Origin of the sequence: Roseibium aggregatum (genome assembly GCF_014692675.1) — a bacterium.
GTDB classification, from domain to species: Bacteria; Pseudomonadota; Alphaproteobacteria; order Rhizobiales; family Stappiaceae; genus Roseibium; species Roseibium aggregatum_C.
This window is the reverse complement of the sequence record NZ_JABFCZ010000015.1, coordinates 107615-121407: the sequence shown is the minus strand read 5'-3', so window position 1 is coordinate 121407 and position 13793 is coordinate 107615. Positions and strand designations below refer to the sequence as shown.

At 63.2% G+C, this 13793-nt stretch carries 19 protein-coding genes; 15 read left to right on the top strand and 4 right to left on the bottom strand.

Annotated elements, in window-relative coordinates:
- Positions 1-111 precede the first annotated feature (111 nt).
- The 3 genes from HK439_RS14690 to HK439_RS14680 all read left to right on the top strand — a co-directional run bounded on the left by HK439_RS14690 (position 112) and on the right by HK439_RS14680 (position 1837).
- Positions 112-669 carry a pyridoxamine 5'-phosphate oxidase family protein gene (locus HK439_RS14690; RefSeq protein ID WP_190292266.1) on the top strand — a complete coding sequence of 186 codons (558 nt, stop codon included), beginning with the start codon at positions 112-114 and terminating at the stop codon, positions 667-669.
- A 141-nt stretch (positions 670-810) separates the two neighbouring features.
- Positions 811-1407, top strand: coding sequence for an MOSC domain-containing protein (locus tag HK439_RS14685; RefSeq protein WP_190292306.1), 597 nt, complete (start codon positions 811-813; stop codon positions 1405-1407).
- A 187-nt stretch (positions 1408-1594) separates the two neighbouring features.
- A complete protein-coding gene (locus tag HK439_RS14680; RefSeq protein ID WP_190292265.1) occupies positions 1595-1837 on the top strand; it encodes a hypothetical protein in 243 nt (80 codons plus the stop codon).
- 118 nt (positions 1838-1955) lie between these two features.
- Here HK439_RS14680 and HK439_RS14675 read toward each other — a convergent pair whose 3' ends face one another.
- Positions 1956-2282: a DUF2293 domain-containing protein gene (locus HK439_RS14675; RefSeq protein WP_190292264.1), complete on the bottom strand. Its 327-nt coding sequence runs from the start codon at positions 2280-2282 to the stop codon at positions 1956-1958.
- Between the two features lie 91 nt (positions 2283-2373).
- On the opposite strand from HK439_RS14675, the gene HK439_RS14670 reads away from it, so the two are divergent.
- The 7 genes from HK439_RS14670 (at position 2374) to HK439_RS14640 (ending at position 7550) form a co-directional block, all read left to right on the top strand.
- A complete protein-coding gene (locus HK439_RS14670; RefSeq protein WP_190292263.1) occupies positions 2374-3003 on the top strand; it encodes a helix-turn-helix transcriptional regulator in 630 nt (209 codons plus the stop codon).
- Positions 3004-3006: 3 nt separating this feature from the next.
- On the top strand, positions 3007-3900 hold the full coding sequence (locus HK439_RS14665; RefSeq protein ID WP_190292262.1) for a LysR family transcriptional regulator: 894 nt from the start codon (positions 3007-3009) through the stop codon (positions 3898-3900).
- Between the two features lie 120 nt (positions 3901-4020).
- Positions 4021-4653, top strand: a complete 633-nt coding sequence (wrbA, locus tag HK439_RS14660) for an NAD(P)H:quinone oxidoreductase (RefSeq protein WP_190292261.1) — start codon at positions 4021-4023, stop codon at positions 4651-4653.
- A complete protein-coding gene (locus HK439_RS14655) occupies positions 4653-5288 on the top strand; it encodes a DsbA family oxidoreductase (protein ID WP_209011822.1) in 636 nt (211 codons plus the stop codon). The genes wrbA and HK439_RS14655 overlap by 1 nt, the downstream gene beginning before the upstream one ends.
- Before the next feature lie 15 nt (positions 5289-5303).
- Positions 5304-6314: a DMT family transporter gene (locus HK439_RS14650; protein ID WP_209011821.1), complete on the top strand. Its 1011-nt coding sequence runs from the start codon at positions 5304-5306 to the stop codon at positions 6312-6314.
- On the top strand, positions 6311-7021 hold the full coding sequence (locus tag HK439_RS14645) for a DUF4386 domain-containing protein (protein WP_190292259.1): 711 nt from the start codon (positions 6311-6313) through the stop codon (positions 7019-7021). Before HK439_RS14650 ends, HK439_RS14645 begins: the two co-directional genes overlap by 4 nt.
- Positions 7022-7136: 115 nt before the next feature.
- A complete protein-coding gene (locus tag HK439_RS14640) occupies positions 7137-7550 on the top strand; it encodes a PACE efflux transporter (protein ID WP_190292258.1) in 414 nt (137 codons plus the stop codon).
- A 39-nt stretch (positions 7551-7589) separates the two neighbouring features.
- Here the strand turns inward: HK439_RS14640 and HK439_RS14635 are convergent, their stop codons facing one another.
- The 3 genes from HK439_RS14635 to HK439_RS14625 form a co-directional block, all read right to left on the bottom strand.
- Positions 7590-8342 (bottom strand): SDR family oxidoreductase, encoded by a 753-nt coding sequence (locus HK439_RS14635; RefSeq protein ID WP_190292257.1) that lies wholly within the window; start codon positions 8340-8342, stop codon positions 7590-7592.
- An 82-nt stretch (positions 8343-8424) separates the two neighbouring features.
- Positions 8425-9048 (bottom strand): FMN-binding negative transcriptional regulator, encoded by a 624-nt coding sequence (locus tag HK439_RS14630; RefSeq protein WP_190292256.1) that lies wholly within the window; start codon positions 9046-9048, stop codon positions 8425-8427.
- Positions 9049-9120: 72 nt separating this feature from the next.
- Positions 9121-9717: a TetR/AcrR family transcriptional regulator gene (locus HK439_RS14625; RefSeq protein ID WP_209011820.1), complete on the bottom strand. Its 597-nt coding sequence runs from the start codon at positions 9715-9717 to the stop codon at positions 9121-9123.
- Positions 9718-9819: 102 nt separating this feature from the next.
- On the opposite strand from HK439_RS14625, the gene HK439_RS14620 reads away from it, so the two are divergent.
- The 5 genes from HK439_RS14620 (at position 9820) to HK439_RS14600 (ending at position 13723) form a co-directional block, all read left to right on the top strand.
- Entirely contained in the window at positions 9820-10632 is an 813-nt protein-coding gene (locus HK439_RS14620) for an MBL fold metallo-hydrolase (protein WP_190292255.1), read from the top strand.
- 15 nt (positions 10633-10647) lie between these two features.
- Positions 10648-10839, top strand: coding sequence for a DUF1127 domain-containing protein (locus HK439_RS27365; protein WP_190292254.1), 192 nt, complete (start codon positions 10648-10650; stop codon positions 10837-10839).
- 10 nt (positions 10840-10849) lie between these two features.
- Positions 10850-11299 carry an ester cyclase gene (locus tag HK439_RS14610; protein ID WP_190292253.1) on the top strand — a complete coding sequence of 150 codons (450 nt, stop codon included), beginning with the start codon at positions 10850-10852 and terminating at the stop codon, positions 11297-11299.
- Between the two features lie 220 nt (positions 11300-11519).
- On the top strand, positions 11520-13091 hold the full coding sequence (locus tag HK439_RS14605) for a metallophosphoesterase family protein (RefSeq protein ID WP_190292252.1): 1572 nt from the start codon (positions 11520-11522) through the stop codon (positions 13089-13091).
- The gene (locus HK439_RS14600; protein WP_190292251.1) at positions 13088-13723 is read left to right on the top strand and encodes a LysE family translocator; all 636 of its coding nucleotides are present in this window, start codon (positions 13088-13090) and stop codon (positions 13721-13723) included. The genes HK439_RS14605 and HK439_RS14600 overlap by 4 nt, the downstream gene beginning before the upstream one ends.
- Positions 13724-13793: the final 70 nt, after the last annotated feature.

The following is a 13793-nucleotide window of genomic DNA, read 5'->3' as shown; positions in this document are numbered from 1 at the left end:
GGCCCGCCGTTTTTGTTTGCTATACCGGAATTACCCGATTATGCGGAAATCCGGCCTTGCCGGGCCGGTTTCCCGGCGGCACTCTCGCGGTGACCAACCGGGAGATGCCAAATGGCCAAGCAGTTTGCCGAACTCAGCGATCAGCACCGCGCCTTCATCGAGCGCCAGCATATCTTCTTCACCGCGACCGCGGCCCCCACGGGCCGGGTGAACGTGTCGCCGCGGCCGACGACGGCGCTGAAAGTGTTGTCGCCGAACACGGTCGCCTATCTCGACCGGACCGGCAGCGGCAACGAGACGGCAGCTCACCTGCGGCAGATCAACCGGATGACGATCATGTTCTGCGCCGTCGACGGTCCGCCGCAGATCATGCGGCTTTACGGCAAGGGTCAGATCCTGCGTCACGGCACGGCCGCTTACGCGGAGCTTTTGGAAAGTGTCTTCTCCGGCGAGGAACCGCTGGGCGCGCGCCAGATCGTCCGGCTGGATTTCGACCTGGTGCAGACCTCCTGCGGCTACGGCGTGCCGCTTTATGATTATCAGGGCGAGCGCCCGTCGCTCGACAACTGGGCCGCGGCCAAGACGCCGGAGGAGATGGAGGCCTATCAGCGCGAGAAGAACCAGGTCAGCATCGACGGCTTTCCGACCGGCATGTTCGAGGAGGCGTGAGCAAACCGGATCGTTCTTCCGTCAAACCCATTTTCCGGAGCGATGAGCGGATCAACATGTTTCATTGGAGGCTGGTCGCCCGACGCGCTATGACGGGACAAACGGGAAGGGTGAGGGACCTTGAGCGAAACGGAAACGGGCATGCTGGAAACCTTTGCGCCGACGCGGGCGCGCAAACTCGCCGGAACAGTGACGCATGTCCTGCGAACGGATGGAAAGGATGCTTTCCAGACCGCCGCCTGCAGCGAACTGCAACTTACCTTCGAGGGAATTCCCGGCGACCGCCACGGCGGCTTCACCCGCCTGTCCGGCGGCCGGGAACCCTGGTATCCGCGCGGCACGGAGATGGTCAACGAACGGCAGATTTCCATTCTCTCGGTGGAGGAGCTGGCCGAAATCGCGAAACGGATGGAACTCGACGCGCTGAAGCCGGAATGGATCGGCGCCAATATCGTTATCGAGGGCCTGCCCAGCCTGTCGCTCATTCCGCCGCGCACGCGGCTTGCCTTCGAGGGCGGTGCGGTGATCCGGATCGACGGCGACAATGCGCCGTGCCGGGTGGCGGGCAAGGCGATTGCGGAAAACGTGCCCGGCCGGGACGGGCTGGATCTGCTGTTCGCGCAAAAGGCCCGCCGCCTGCGCGGCCTGGTAGGCTTTGTCGAAAAGCCCGGAGCGGTCAGGGCCGGGGAAGCGGTGACTGCGCATATTCCCGAACAATGGATCTACGACCCGGCCTGATCTCTTCCGATTGGAAATGGCAGATATTGCAAGCGTGGAACGGGTGACCGAGGCCATCTGCCGCAGTGCGCGGTCCATGTGCCGCAGTGAATGACATGACCTCAGCAGGTAGGGAGAACCCCTTATCCGTAACACGGACGCCGGCCCTCCCGCCGGTGCTTTCTCCCACACGCGACCGGAGTTGCTCATGTCGTCTCAAACGGCCGAAAAGCCTGCGTTTGTTCTTCGTCTTCTGCTGCTGGTGCCGATCTTCAACCTGTTTTTGCGCGATGCCATGTATGGCGCGGAAGACGCCAAGTACTGGTTCGCAGGCAACCTGTTCCTGACCTGGATGCTGGCGATCTATTTCATCGGCTATCCGGCCATCATCGTTCCGGCCCTGACCATGGTGCCGCTCGCCTTCCTCTGGATCCTGGAAACCTGCCGCTAAAGCATCCTGCGTTCAATCGAACGCAGCCAAGATGCTTTAACACTTTAAAAGCGATCAACTTTGGATGCCCAATCGATTCCGATTGGGCATCCGTTGATCTAGCAAGCGGCAGGCTAGCTCAGCCCGGCGGGTCCTGCCCGTCCTCTTCAGCGGTGATCCGCCGGGCCGAGCCCCAGTCTTCCAGCACCTGGTTCATGTCGTCGATGACGAAGAACCGGGTCGCGTCCCGGTCGTAGCCTTCCTCCAGCAGCGCGTCGTAGCCGGTGAACGTATGGCGGATATGGCTGGAGACCGCCTGCCACAGCGCGATCGACGGCGGCAGGTGGCGCAGATGGCCGGCAAGGGCAAGGCCGAAGATCGCCTCCGCATCCGCCATCGGCACCCGGGGCAGCAACGCCCTGAGCGCCTTGCGCATTTCCTTCTGACGTTTCGTTCCGCCGGTCATTTCGTGTCCCGTTTTTCGAGACCGAAAACCGGCCCCTGCATTTGAAAAGCAAAATCTTCTTATAATCGATGGGCCGTGCTACAAACATGTCATGTCCGATCGTACCAGAACCCGTCTTCTGAATGCCTTGAAATCGTCCGGTCCGCAGACCGCCGGCGACCTGTCGAGCCGCCTCGACGTGACGCCTGTTGCCATTCGTCAGCATCTGGACGGGCTGCTGGCGGAGGAGCTTGTCGAATTCGAGGACCGGAAGGGCAGCGTCGGCAGGCCGAAACGGGTCTGGTCGCTGTCTCCGAAAGGTCACGGACGGTTTCCCGACAACCATTCGGGACTGGTCATGGGGCTCCTGTCGGGCATGAAGGAGCTTTACGGCCAGGAGGGGATCGACAGGCTGATCGCCCACCGCCAGGAGACGGCCCGCAAGACCTATTCGAAGGAACTGGAGCCGGCCGCCAGCCTCGGCGAACGGCTGGAGATCCTTGCCGAACTCCGCAGCCGCGAAGGTTACATGGCGAGCGTCGAACAGGAGGACGAGGGCGGATATCTCCTGATCGAGAGCCACTGTTCCATCTGTGCGGCGGCCACCGCCTGCCAGGGGTTCTGCCAGTCCGAAATGTCGCTCTTCCAGGAGCTTCTGGGTCCGGATGTGACACTGACCCGTGCGGAGCATCTTTTGTCCGGCGGACGCCGGTGCGTTTATCGAATCCAGGAAGCCATATAACCGATGGACAGGCTTTCGGTGATGAAGGCGTTCTGCCGGATCGTGGAGCGGGGCAGTTTCGCCAAGGCGGCCGAAGACCTCGGCGTTTCCGCCGGCCTCCTCAGCCGGGATATCAAGCTGCTTGAGGACAGTCTCGGCTGCACCCTCTTGAACCGGACCACCCGGAGCATGTCCCTGACGGAGCATGGCGAGGTCTATTACAAGGAGGCGCGGGAACTGCTCGACGCCTTCGATCGCGCCGAGGACCGGGTGCGGTCCGGCGCCGGGTCCTTGCGCGGAACGCTCCGGATCAATGCGCCCTATTCCTTCGGTTTGGAGGTTCTGTCTCCGCTGCTTCCCTCCTTCATGGACCGCTATCCGGACCTGGAACTGGTGCTTGCCTTCGACGACCGGGTGGTGGACATGGTCGAAGGCGGCTACGACCTGTCGATCCGTGTCCGGGCCGAGCTTCCCGATTCCGCCCTGCGGGCCCGCAGCATCGCGACGGTGCGGCAAAGCCTTTTTGCCTCGCCTGCCTATCTTGAAGCCCATGGCGCGCCCGGGACGCCGGAAGAATTGGCCAGTCACGAGACCGTCAGTTTCCTGATGTCGGACGCGCCGGCGAGCTGGCCGCTGACCGGACCGGGCGGGACACACGAACACGCCCTGACCTCCAGGATCCGGCTTGGCAGCAGCCTCGTGCTGCGCGACATGCTGATCGCCGGACGCGGGATCGGATCGCTGCCGTCATTCCTGTCGGACAGGGCCGAAAAAAGCGGTGCGCTGGTTCGGGTCCTGCCCGATTGGTCGCTGCCGGAACGCCATGTCTATGCAGTGATCGCAGCGCGCCACGGGGCCGACAGCCGCACGCTCGCCTTCGTCGATCACCTGTCAGAGGCCCTGCGTGGCTCCGGCTAGCGTAGCCTCATGTTATTCTTCAACCCTGGTAAAGAGTGACTTTCGCCCCGGCCGCTTATTGCCCATCCGCTTCCTTCCTATCCTCCGGGCACTTCAACGGAAAACATCGGAGGGCTCATAATGGCTCGCGTTCTTGTTCTTTATTATTCCAGTTACGGCCACATCCGCGCCCTGGCCGAGGCAGAAGCCGAAGGCGCACGCTCCGTGCCGGGTGTCAGCGTCGATATCCGGCGGGTGCCGGAAACCGTACCGCAGGAAGTGCGGGCCAATGCCGGTTACGTTCAGGACGACACCCCCGAGGCGCGGGTGGCGGACCTGCCGGACTACGACGCGATCATCTTCGGCACGCCGACCCGTTTCGGGTCCATGGCCGCGCAGATGAAACAGTTCCTCGACATGGCCGGCGGCCTGTGGGCGAAAAACGCCCTGGTGGGCAAGGTCGGTTCGGTGTTCACCTCGTCCGGTTCCCAGCACGGCGGCCACGAGGCTTCGGTCCTCACCACCCATGTGCCGCTTTTGCATTTCGGCATGATGGTCGTCGGCCTGCCCTATACCTTCCAGGGACAGATGCGCATCGACGAGATCGTCGGCGGATCGCCCTATGGCGCCGGTACCGTGGCCGGCGGCGACGGCTCGCTGCAGCCGTCGGAGACGGATCTCGCCGGCGCCCGGTTCCAGGGGCACCATGTGGCGGAAATCGCCGTGCGCCTGGCGGAAAACCCGGACACCCTGATCATGCGGGAGGTGGCGTGATGGGACTGACGGTCGATTTCTTCCATGACGTCGTCTGCGGCTGGTGTTTCAATATTTCGCCGCGCCTGCGGGTGCTTGCCGCCGAGTTCGATATCCAGGTGCGTCACCGGACCTACGTCCTGCAGGACAGCCAGGAGCAGATGATCGCGGTGTTCGGTTCGATGAGCCAAGCCAAGGAGACGATCCTCGGTCACTGGGCCGCCTGCCGGGCGGCAAGCGACACGCCGGAACTGTTCAACATTAAGGGTATGCGTGCGGCTCCCTTCGACTATCCTTACGGACTTCCCGCAGCCCTTTTCTGCAAGGCGGCGGAACGACTGTCGGGACAGGAGGCCCACTGGGACATGTTCGATGCGATCCAGACCGCGCATATCACGGAGGCGCGCAATGTCGCCGACATGGACGTTCTGCTCGGGATTGCCAGGGATTTGGGCTTCGACCGGGACCGGTTCCGGCGCGCGGTCTTCGATCCCGGCACGCGGAGTGCGGTCGACGCCGACCGTCAGCTTGCCCGGCGCATGCAGGTGAGCTCTGTTCCTACCGTCATCGTGCGGGAAACCGGAACCCGTCTCGTCAACGGTCCCATCGGGGACCTGCGCGCCCAGCTCGGCGCGGCCCTGCGTCTTTCGGCCTGAAGTGAGTGCCCTGATATGAAACCCATGAACCGCGGCCTTGATGTTCTTGTCACCGCGCTTGCCCCGACGGTCTGGGGCAGCACCTATCTGGTCACCACCGAATTCCTGCCGCCGGATCATCCGATCACCATGGCGGCAACGCGGGCGCTGCCTGCGGGTCTGCTCCTGCTTCTGTTCGTACGCAAGCTGCCGGGGCGGGACTGGATCGGTAAGGTGGCGTTGGTCGGCGCGCTCAATTTTTCCATCTTCTTCTGCTGCCTTTTCATCGCCGCCTACCGGCTGCCGGGCGGTGTCGCCGCAACGCTCGGGGCAACCCAGGCGCTGTTCGTGATCGCGCTGGCGCGGGGACTTATGGGCACGCCGGTGCGCCTGCTGTCGGTCGTTGCGGCACTTGCCGGTGTCTTCGGTGTGGCGCTTCTGGTGCTCGGCCCCGAAGCGGCACTGGACCCGATCGGCGTGGTGGCGGGTATCGGCGGATCCGCGTCGATGGGGGCAGGGACCGTACTGACCCGCAAGTGGCAGCCGCCGGTGTCACCGCTGACCTTCACCGCCTGGCAATTGACGGCGGGCGGCCTGCTGCTGGTTCCGGTCGCCATGCTGTTCGAACCGGCCCTGCCGCTGCTGGAGCCGCGTTACCTGGGTGGCATCGCCTATCTCGGGCTGATCGGCGGGGCGGCGACGTATTTCCTGTGGTTTCGAGGGGTCGCCCGCATCGAGCCGTCGGCCGTTTCCATGTTGCCCATGATGAGCCCGGTGACCGCTGTCATTCTCGGCTGGGCCGTTCTGGGCCAGACCCTGAGCCTGGTGCAGTGGCTGGGTGCGGCCGTCGTCCTCGCCTCGGTCTGGGCCGGTCAGCATGTGGGACGCGCCCGGCCCGGCTCCGGACATTCAGGCTCCGAACGTACAGACCCGGAACCTTCCGGCCGCGCCCTTTTTGCCAAGTGCAATTCCGTCGAAGCGGTGGTACCTGATACTGTAGGCGGTGGACTGGGGTCCCTTGAACGACAGTACGAAGCTTCCGAATGACCGATTCCGATTTTCCACCACCCAGCGGGCCGGTTCCCGGCGGACGCCTCGCCGGCGTGCTTTATCTTGTAATCATTGCCTGCGGCATCGGGAGCGAGGTTTTCCTGCGGGCGCCGTTGATGGCGGCAGGCGGACTTCCAAGCGTCAGTCCCGCGGAAGTCGCGAGCAGTCTGCGCTGGAGCCTTGCCGCGGACACGATCATGGTGCTCGCCGATGTGGCGCTGGCGCTCGTCCTGTTCCAGCTCCTGAAACCGGTGAACGCGGCAGCTGCAATGGCGGCCATGGTGTTCCGTCTTGTCCAGGCCGCGATCCTGGGGGCCAACCTGCTCAGCCAGCATATGGCGGTCCTCATCCTCGAAGGCGCCGGGCTCCAGGGCATGGGGCCGGGCGCGCCGGCGCGGCTCTGGCTTGAACTGCACGGGGCGGGCTACGACATGGGCCTGTTCTTCTTCGGCATCAATTGCCTGATCACCGGGTACCTGCTGTTCATCTCCGGCTGGCTGCCGAAAATTTTCGGCATCGGGCTGGTCGCCGCCGGCCTGGTCTATCTTACCGGCAGCACCCTGCGCGTTCTCGCCCCCGCTCTGTCGGACGATTTCGCACTCGCCTATGCGATCCCGCTGGCCGCCGAACTCGCCTTCGCCCTGTGGCTTGTCGTCATGGGGCTCGGGCCGAAGCGGGCCAAGGGGCAGAAGCAGCCGAGCTAGGCCTCCCTTGCCAGCAGGGCGCGCTCTGGATATTCCTTTTTTCAGAGGACGACCTCTGCCGTCCGGGCAAACAGTTTCATCGGGACGCCCCGATCATCCGATTGGGGCTTTTTTCATGCGCACGACACCGGACCGGATCCGCCACGCCGTCAGTTTCGAGATCATCGGCCTCTTGCTGGTGATGCCGCTCGTCTCCTGGCTGTTCGGCCTGCCCATGCAGGAAACCGGAGTGATCGGCATCGGCGGCTCGATGGTGGCCATGCTGTGGACCTACCTGTTCAATCTGGGCTTCGACCTGGTGCTCAGGCGCTTTACCGGGCGCACGGACAAGGGCCTTATCCTGCGTGTCTTTCACGCGGTGCTTTACGAGGTGGGGCTCGTGCTCGCCCTGATGCCGGCGATCGCCTGGTATCTCGGCATCACGCTTTGGCAGGCGCTTTCGATCGACATCGTCTTTGCCCTGTTCTTCATGGCCTATGCGTTCTTTTTCAACCTGGCCTACGACTGGCTTTTCCCGGTGCCGGAATGAAACCCATTCCGGCACCGAAGATCGGACGGGATGCCTTCGTCAGGTCTTGTTGATGGAATTGCCGCCGTCGGCAAGCAGGGCCGCGCCGGTCACGAAGGACGACTGATCCGACAGAAGGAAAAGGGCTGCCTGCGCGATTTCCTCCGGCTCCGCCATGCGTTTGAGGGCGTGAAGTCCGCGGACGAACTCGTGAAACGCGGGGTCGTCTCCGGCCATGTCCGTCTTCGTACCACCGGGCAGGAGCGCGTTGACGCGAATGCCTTCGGGCCCGTGTTCGGCCGCGAGAACCTGCGTCAGCCCGACCAATCCGGCCTTGGCGGCCGCATAGGCCCCCATGCCCGGAAAGCCGACGGTGTGGCCGACGAAGGAGGAGGTGAAGACGATTGAGCCGCCCTCCTGCTTCTTCAGTTCGGGAATTTGATACTTCGCCGCATGGAAGGCGCTGGTCAGGTTGGTGGCAAGCACCTGGTGCCAGTTGTCTGCGGACATGTCCGGGACCGGTCCAAGCGCCCCGGTTGTCCCTGCGTTGTTGAAGGCGCCGTCGAGCCGGCCGAAGCGGGAGACGGCGAGATCGACGAGGTCCTTCGCAAACCTCTCCTCGCAGACGTCCCCGGCCAGCCAGGCCGCCTTGCCTCCCGCTGCAGTGATCCGCTCCGCCTGCTCTTTCAGAAGGGGAGCGCGCCTGGCGCCGAGCACGACATTCGCGCCCTCGCCTGCGAAGAGAGCGGCTGCCGCAGCGCCGATGCCGCTGCTCGCTCCGGTGATGATGATCGTCTTTCCGTCCAGGGGCATTTGCGTTCCTCCGATGTGTTGGGGACCATCGGTTTAGGAACTTGAGGGGGCCCGAAGCGACCCGATTTGCGATGACCGGATTTTAACGCGGGATCAGAGCGGCCATTTCACGGGCCTTTGGGTCGGCTTCCTCGGAAAGGCCCTTCGCCACGCCGGCACGGTCCGCATCGGGCTTGTTCTGGCTGAACTTCTGCTTTCCCTCCAGCCGCGAGATTTCAAGCCGGAGGCCGACGATGCCGCGCATTTGCGCCTGGACGAATTTTTCGGGCGCATCGGAGACCGACCAGGGCGCGGATCTGTTTTTCTCGTTCCGGTCGGTCAGGCCGGTCAGGACCTCCAGAAGCCGGTCCGGGTCTTCGAAGAATTCCGGTGTCCCATAGGCATGGACCGCGCCGTAATTCCAGGTCGGGACGACCTTGTGGTGCTCTGCCTTGGATGCGTACCAGTTCGGGCTGATATAGGCGTCCGGACCTGGGAAGATCACCAGCGCTTCCGCCTGCGGCGCCAGTTTCCACTGCGGATTGGGGCGGGCCAGATGGCCGTAGAGCGTGCCGTTCGGGCCTTCGCTTTCCTTCAGGATCAGCGGCAGCGGCGTTCCGATCAGGCCGTCTTCGGTCATGGTGACCAGCGTGGCCAGTCCGGTGGCCCGGATCATGCCGTGAATGGTGGCGAGGTCTTCCTGGGCGAAAGCGGGGGGCGTGTACATGGCGGCCGTCTGGTTCTTTCTCGTTAAATCGGCAGGAAGGCTAGCTGAAAAAGCCGGCCTGGATAAGAGGGGTTAGTTCCGCTCAGTCCCGGTAAGCCAATCCATGACCAGGCCGGCTTTCTCCTTTTCGCTCAGGCCCTGGCTTTCGAGATCGGCCCAGGTCGCAAATTGCAGTCCATGCCGGACCGTTGCGGCGAGAGCCGGATTGCTGCCCTTCGGATCGAGCGCGGCGATCAGGTCGTCGCCGACCGATTTCAAGAAGGCGGCGATCTCGGCCATGGGCTGCTGAAGGGCAGGGACCTCGTCGACATCGCGGTAAGCGGCGGTCCACATCCGATCGGTGCGTGAATAGTAGCCGTAAAACGCGCTGATCGCGGCTTTGAACCGGCTGCGTGCATCCGCGATGTCGGCCCAGTCCCCGGGATCGGGAGGTGGATTCAGGCTCAGCCAGTGGGACGTGCAGGCCTGAAACACGGCGGTCTCATCAGGGAAGTGCCGGTAGACCGTCAGGCGCTGGACCCCGGCCCGTTCGGCAATGGCGCTGATGGTTGTCGCTCGCGGGCCGACTTCCTCATGCAGGTGCATCGCCGCTTCGACGATCTTTTTCCGTGTTTCTTCCTGGGATTTTGCGCGATCGCGCATCCGATAGGTGCGTTTGGCTTCACTCATTCAGTGAACATGACTGATCATTTAAATATTGACAAGGAAATTCTCCATCGCTAAATGCAAAATTGAATGAACAATTATGTTCATCGAAAATGGAGAGTTGAAATGGAAACATTGACTCAGCCGACCCAGTCCCCTGTGCAGAGCGTCACGGGGAACTGGATGGCGCTGCAATCGACCTTTCCTGTGCCGGGGCTCGGCGTCTTGCCGGTGAATGCGTTCTTGCTCAAAGACAGTGAACCGCTGCTGGTGGATACCGGGCTTTCCGCCCTGTCGGACGATTTCATCGACGCACTGGCCAGCGAGATCGCACTCACCGATCTGCGCTGGATCTGGCTCAGCCACACGGATCCCGATCATATCGGCAATCTCGATCGGATCCTGGACCTGGCGCCCAACGCCCAGGTGGTGACCAATTTTCTCGGGGCCGGGAAGATGGGTCTTCTGGGAACCGGCTCGCCGGACCGGTTCCGGCTGCTCGAACCGGGCGAGGTCTTCGAAGCCGGCGGACGGCGCCTTCACCAGGTCAGGCCGCCTTATTACGACGCGCCGGAGACCATGGGGTTTTTCGATGAGACGGACCGGGTGCTGTTTGCCGCCGATGCCTTCGGCGCTCTTTTGCCGGAACCGGCCACAAGCATCGAGCAGATCGCCGCAACGGACCTCAGGGAAGGGTTGGTCGGCTGGTCCACCATCGATGCGCCATGGCTGGCCCAGATGGACCAGGCAACACTCGCAGGCATCCTCAAGGAACTCGAAAGGCTCGATCCGCGCCACGTCCTGTCAGGGCACCTGCCGGTCGCGCATGGCATCCAGTCGCTGACCGACATTCTGCGAACGGCCTATGGCCGCGGATCGTCTTCCGCCGTCAATGCCGATCATGCGGCCGAAGTCGAAGCCGTGCTGAACGCTCGATAGATCGGAGGGAAACCGATGAGTCTATTGCCGAAAATCGGGAGGCCCCGGCGACGCGCGCGGTCCGGACTGTTTTCCGGCCTGATCTGTCTTGCGGCACGCGAAGTCCGCCTCCGCCGCGATCACTCGCAGCTTGAGGCCATGAGCGATCGCGATCTGGCCGATATCGGCCTCGATCGCGGTCAGCTTCATGGCGATCGAACTCTTTGAAGGAAAAACAATGTCCACGAACAAGATTGAACGGAACGAAACCACCGTCCAGCGCTTTCTGGCAGGCACCCATTCCCCGGATATCGAGGATGTTGCTGTCATCGATGACACCGTCGTACCCCACATCGTTTGTCACGGATTTCCCGGATTTCCGGGGGGCGAATTCGAGGGGCGGGAGAAATACAAGGCCTTTTTCCGCTTCTTCAGGCAGGCGTTCACCGACATGGAATTTACGACCCACAAGACGCTGGCGACCGAAGACTTCGTGTCCGCTCACTGGCAGATCTGGGTGACCCACAGCGAGGAGTTCCAGGGCATTGCGCCCGACAACGCGCGCGTGACCGTCGATGGCGTCGCGCTTTATCGGATGGAGGACGGACAGATCGCCGAGACCTGGCTCACCATCAACGAACCGCTGCTGATGTCGCAGCTCGGCAAAGGAAACGCCCGTGCGGCATGAGCCGCGCCGGAGGCGCCCGCATCAGCGTGCGTCTCCGGCCGGTGCCAGATGACAGGCGCTGCGGGGGAGGATTGCCGGGGCAATACGCGTATAAGTCGTGTTTTCTTCTCATGTACCGGAAGCGTGCTATTGTGCCGGAGTTGATCCGGCGGTTCCCATGTGTCGCGGTATTCCTCCGGCATGAAATGTTTTGCCGCTTGCCAGAACTGGACGAATACTCATGCGTGGTTTGATACCTGTTGCGCTCTTTACGTTCGCGCTTGCCGTTTTGCCCGCATCGTCCGCCCTGGCCCAGGTCCCGCCCGCCAATATCCCCCCGCTTCCGAAAGCCTCCGGTCCGAAGACGCCGCTGCTTGCGGCCTGGACCCAGTTCGTCAACGATTCAGGTTACGGAAAGCAGGCGGCGCGGGCCATCCAGGCCCGGTTCGTCGTCATGGGCGACCTTGCCGATTGCGACGGCTATGTCGCCGCAGGCCCGGCTGGACAAACGGTGGCGGCCGGACTGCGCGGGCATCTGCAGGGCTTCAATCCGGCAAACGGCGAGGGCTTTACGGTGACGATCTGCACCGCAGACCTGCCGGAAACCTGGGATGAGGCGCGGATTGAAAACACCGCCGCAGGGATGCTCACCGTTTACCCGTCCGGCAAGGAGGCGACCCTGCCCGGTCCCGCGGCGCTGACCGGGAAAACACCGCTTTCCGGTGTTGTCATGGGCGATACCGGCTGCCGGGGAAAATACGGCAATCCTGCAAAGCGGTTCTATCAGGACTGCAAGACCGACTGGCACTTTCCGGAAGTCATTGCGGATGCGGTCAGCGATGACCCTGCCTTTGTCCTCCATGTCGGCGACTACCATTATTTTTTCGAGGACGACGGCGGCTATTGGGACCAGGACGATGGCCGGGACCGGTTCGAATACTGGCTGCAGGAGTTCCTCATTCCTGCCCAGCCGCTCCTGATGAAGGCGCCCTGGATTCTGGGGCGCGGGAACCATGAGCGCTGCGAGCCGCATCGCTGGTTCGGCGAAGGCTGGCACGTGCTGTTTTCCGGCACCTCGCTGGAAGGCGCCAACGGATCGCTGCTTCGGCCCTGCTATGACCCCGATCCGTCGGGCCACGACTGGGTGGTGCCGAGCTGGGCCGTGGACCTCGATTCCAAGGCCGATCCCTGGCGGGTCGTGGTGATCGATTCAAACCAGCCGGCAGACGCCCGGAACGGATTCCTGCAGGCCGCCGCCCTGACAGAGGCGCATGAGGGACATGCGCTCTGGCTGTCGCATTATCCGCCGGTGAAGATGATTTACTACAAACCAGATCCCGACTACGGCAATGCGGGCATCAAGGCCGATGCGGCCGATGCCATGGATTGCGACGCGCCCTACGCCTGCCGCCCGAGGCTTGTTTTCTCCGGCCACCAGCACCTCTACCAGCGGATCACATGGAAAGATCAGGCCGCGGCGGAAAGCCTGCCGCAAATCGTGATTGCCGGGCATGGTGGAACCAGGATCGATCCGAACGGCTTGCCCGGCTATGCCTACGGCCCGAATGCCAATCCATCGATCAGTTGTACGCAGACATTCCCCGACAAGTTGCCGGATTCGGGCGACCCTTTCGGCTTCGGGTCCGGCGAGGCGGCCGCACTGCGCACGTCCAGCCAGAACGGATATATTGCCATTCGACGCGATCGGAAGGCGGCCGGGGATATCGGATGGACGGTGACGCCGAAATGGATCGGCACGCCTCCGGCTTTTCCGAATGCGCGTGTTGCTTGCGACGGAAAACCCCTCCAATGATCCTTCTTTCCACGCTCCTGCAGCTTTCGGTGATCCACATCCTGATGGCCATGATCCCCGGACCGAATACGGTGGTGGTGAGCTATTGTTCGGCGACCGTTTCCAGGCGGGCCGGGCTGGTGGCGGTGGCAGGCGTATCGTCGGCGACCTTTCTCTGGGTGCTTCTGAGCCTGCTCGGCGCCGGGGCCATTCTGGCGCAGGCGGGCGACGCCTTCCGTATTCTGCGTCTCGCCGGTGCGGCCTATCTCGTCTATGCCGGGATCCGCATGCTGATGTCGGGCGGCAGCCGGTCGAACACAGTTCCCCGGCAGGTCTACCGCTCGCCGTTCAAGGCCGGCTTCCTGACGACCCTCAGCAATCCGAAATCGGCGGTGTTCTGGACCAGCGTCTTTGCCCTGGTCCTGCCCGCCGGCGCACCGGTCTGGTTTTACGCAGCGGTTTTGGCGCTGATGACGGTCCAGTCGGCGCTCTGGTACGGCGGTGTAGCTCTGCTTCTGTCCACCAACCTGATCCGGACCTGGTATGCCCGGCTCGGGTCTTCGCTCGACAGGGTTGCGGGCGGCTTCATGGTGTTCTTCGGTCTGAAGATCGCCAACGACGTGCGCGCCGAGATCGCCGCCAGAATGGTCTGACGCCAGCCTCTGTTTCGGCCCTCCATTTTCCATGAGACGGCTTTGGCAAGGAGATTGCCGGTTCCGCCAT

What these genes read in the sequence shown, in the direction of transcription:
- HK439_RS14640 (WP_190292258.1), top strand. Translation starts at nt 7,137, where the DNA reads ATGCGCACGACACCGGACCGGATCCGCCACGCCGTCAGTTTCGAGATC.
- HK439_RS27365 (WP_190292254.1), top strand. Translation starts at nt 10,648, where the DNA reads ATGAGTCTATTGCCGAAAATCGGGAGGCCCCGGCGACGCGCGCGGTCC.
- HK439_RS14610 (WP_190292253.1), top strand. Translation starts at nt 10,850, where the DNA reads ATGTCCACGAACAAGATTGAACGGAACGAAACCACCGTCCAGCGCTTT.
- HK439_RS14635 (WP_190292257.1), bottom strand. Translation starts at nt 8,342, where the DNA reads ATGCCCCTGGACGGAAAGACGATCATCATCACCGGAGCGAGCAGCGGC.
- HK439_RS14680 (WP_190292265.1), top strand. Translation starts at nt 1,595, where the DNA reads ATGTCGTCTCAAACGGCCGAAAAGCCTGCGTTTGTTCTTCGTCTTCTG.
- wrbA (WP_190292261.1), top strand. Translation starts at nt 4,021, where the DNA reads ATGGCTCGCGTTCTTGTTCTTTATTATTCCAGTTACGGCCACATCCGC.
- HK439_RS14690 (WP_190292266.1), top strand. Translation starts at nt 112, where the DNA reads ATGGCCAAGCAGTTTGCCGAACTCAGCGATCAGCACCGCGCCTTCATC.
- HK439_RS14670 (WP_190292263.1), top strand. Translation starts at nt 2,374, where the DNA reads ATGTCCGATCGTACCAGAACCCGTCTTCTGAATGCCTTGAAATCGTCC.
- HK439_RS14645 (WP_190292259.1), top strand. Translation starts at nt 6,311, where the DNA reads ATGACCGATTCCGATTTTCCACCACCCAGCGGGCCGGTTCCCGGCGGA.
- HK439_RS14665 (WP_190292262.1), top strand. Translation starts at nt 3,007, where the DNA reads ATGGACAGGCTTTCGGTGATGAAGGCGTTCTGCCGGATCGTGGAGCGG.
- HK439_RS14675 (WP_190292264.1), bottom strand. Translation starts at nt 2,282, where the DNA reads ATGACCGGCGGAACGAAACGTCAGAAGGAAATGCGCAAGGCGCTCAGG.
- HK439_RS14620 (WP_190292255.1), top strand. Translation starts at nt 9,820, where the DNA reads ATGGAAACATTGACTCAGCCGACCCAGTCCCCTGTGCAGAGCGTCACG.
- HK439_RS14685 (WP_190292306.1), top strand. Translation starts at nt 811, where the DNA reads ATGCTGGAAACCTTTGCGCCGACGCGGGCGCGCAAACTCGCCGGAACA.
- HK439_RS14630 (WP_190292256.1), bottom strand. Translation starts at nt 9,048, where the DNA reads ATGTACACGCCCCCCGCTTTCGCCCAGGAAGACCTCGCCACCATTCAC.
- HK439_RS14625 (WP_209011820.1), bottom strand. Translation starts at nt 9,717, where the DNA reads ATGAGTGAAGCCAAACGCACCTATCGGATGCGCGATCGCGCAAAATCC.
- HK439_RS14600 (WP_190292251.1), top strand. Translation starts at nt 13,088, where the DNA reads ATGATCCTTCTTTCCACGCTCCTGCAGCTTTCGGTGATCCACATCCTG.
- HK439_RS14655 (WP_209011822.1), top strand. Translation starts at nt 4,653, where the DNA reads ATGGGACTGACGGTCGATTTCTTCCATGACGTCGTCTGCGGCTGGTGT.
- HK439_RS14605 (WP_190292252.1), top strand. Translation starts at nt 11,520, where the DNA reads ATGCGTGGTTTGATACCTGTTGCGCTCTTTACGTTCGCGCTTGCCGTT.
- HK439_RS14650 (WP_209011821.1), top strand. Translation starts at nt 5,304, where the DNA reads ATGAAACCCATGAACCGCGGCCTTGATGTTCTTGTCACCGCGCTTGCC.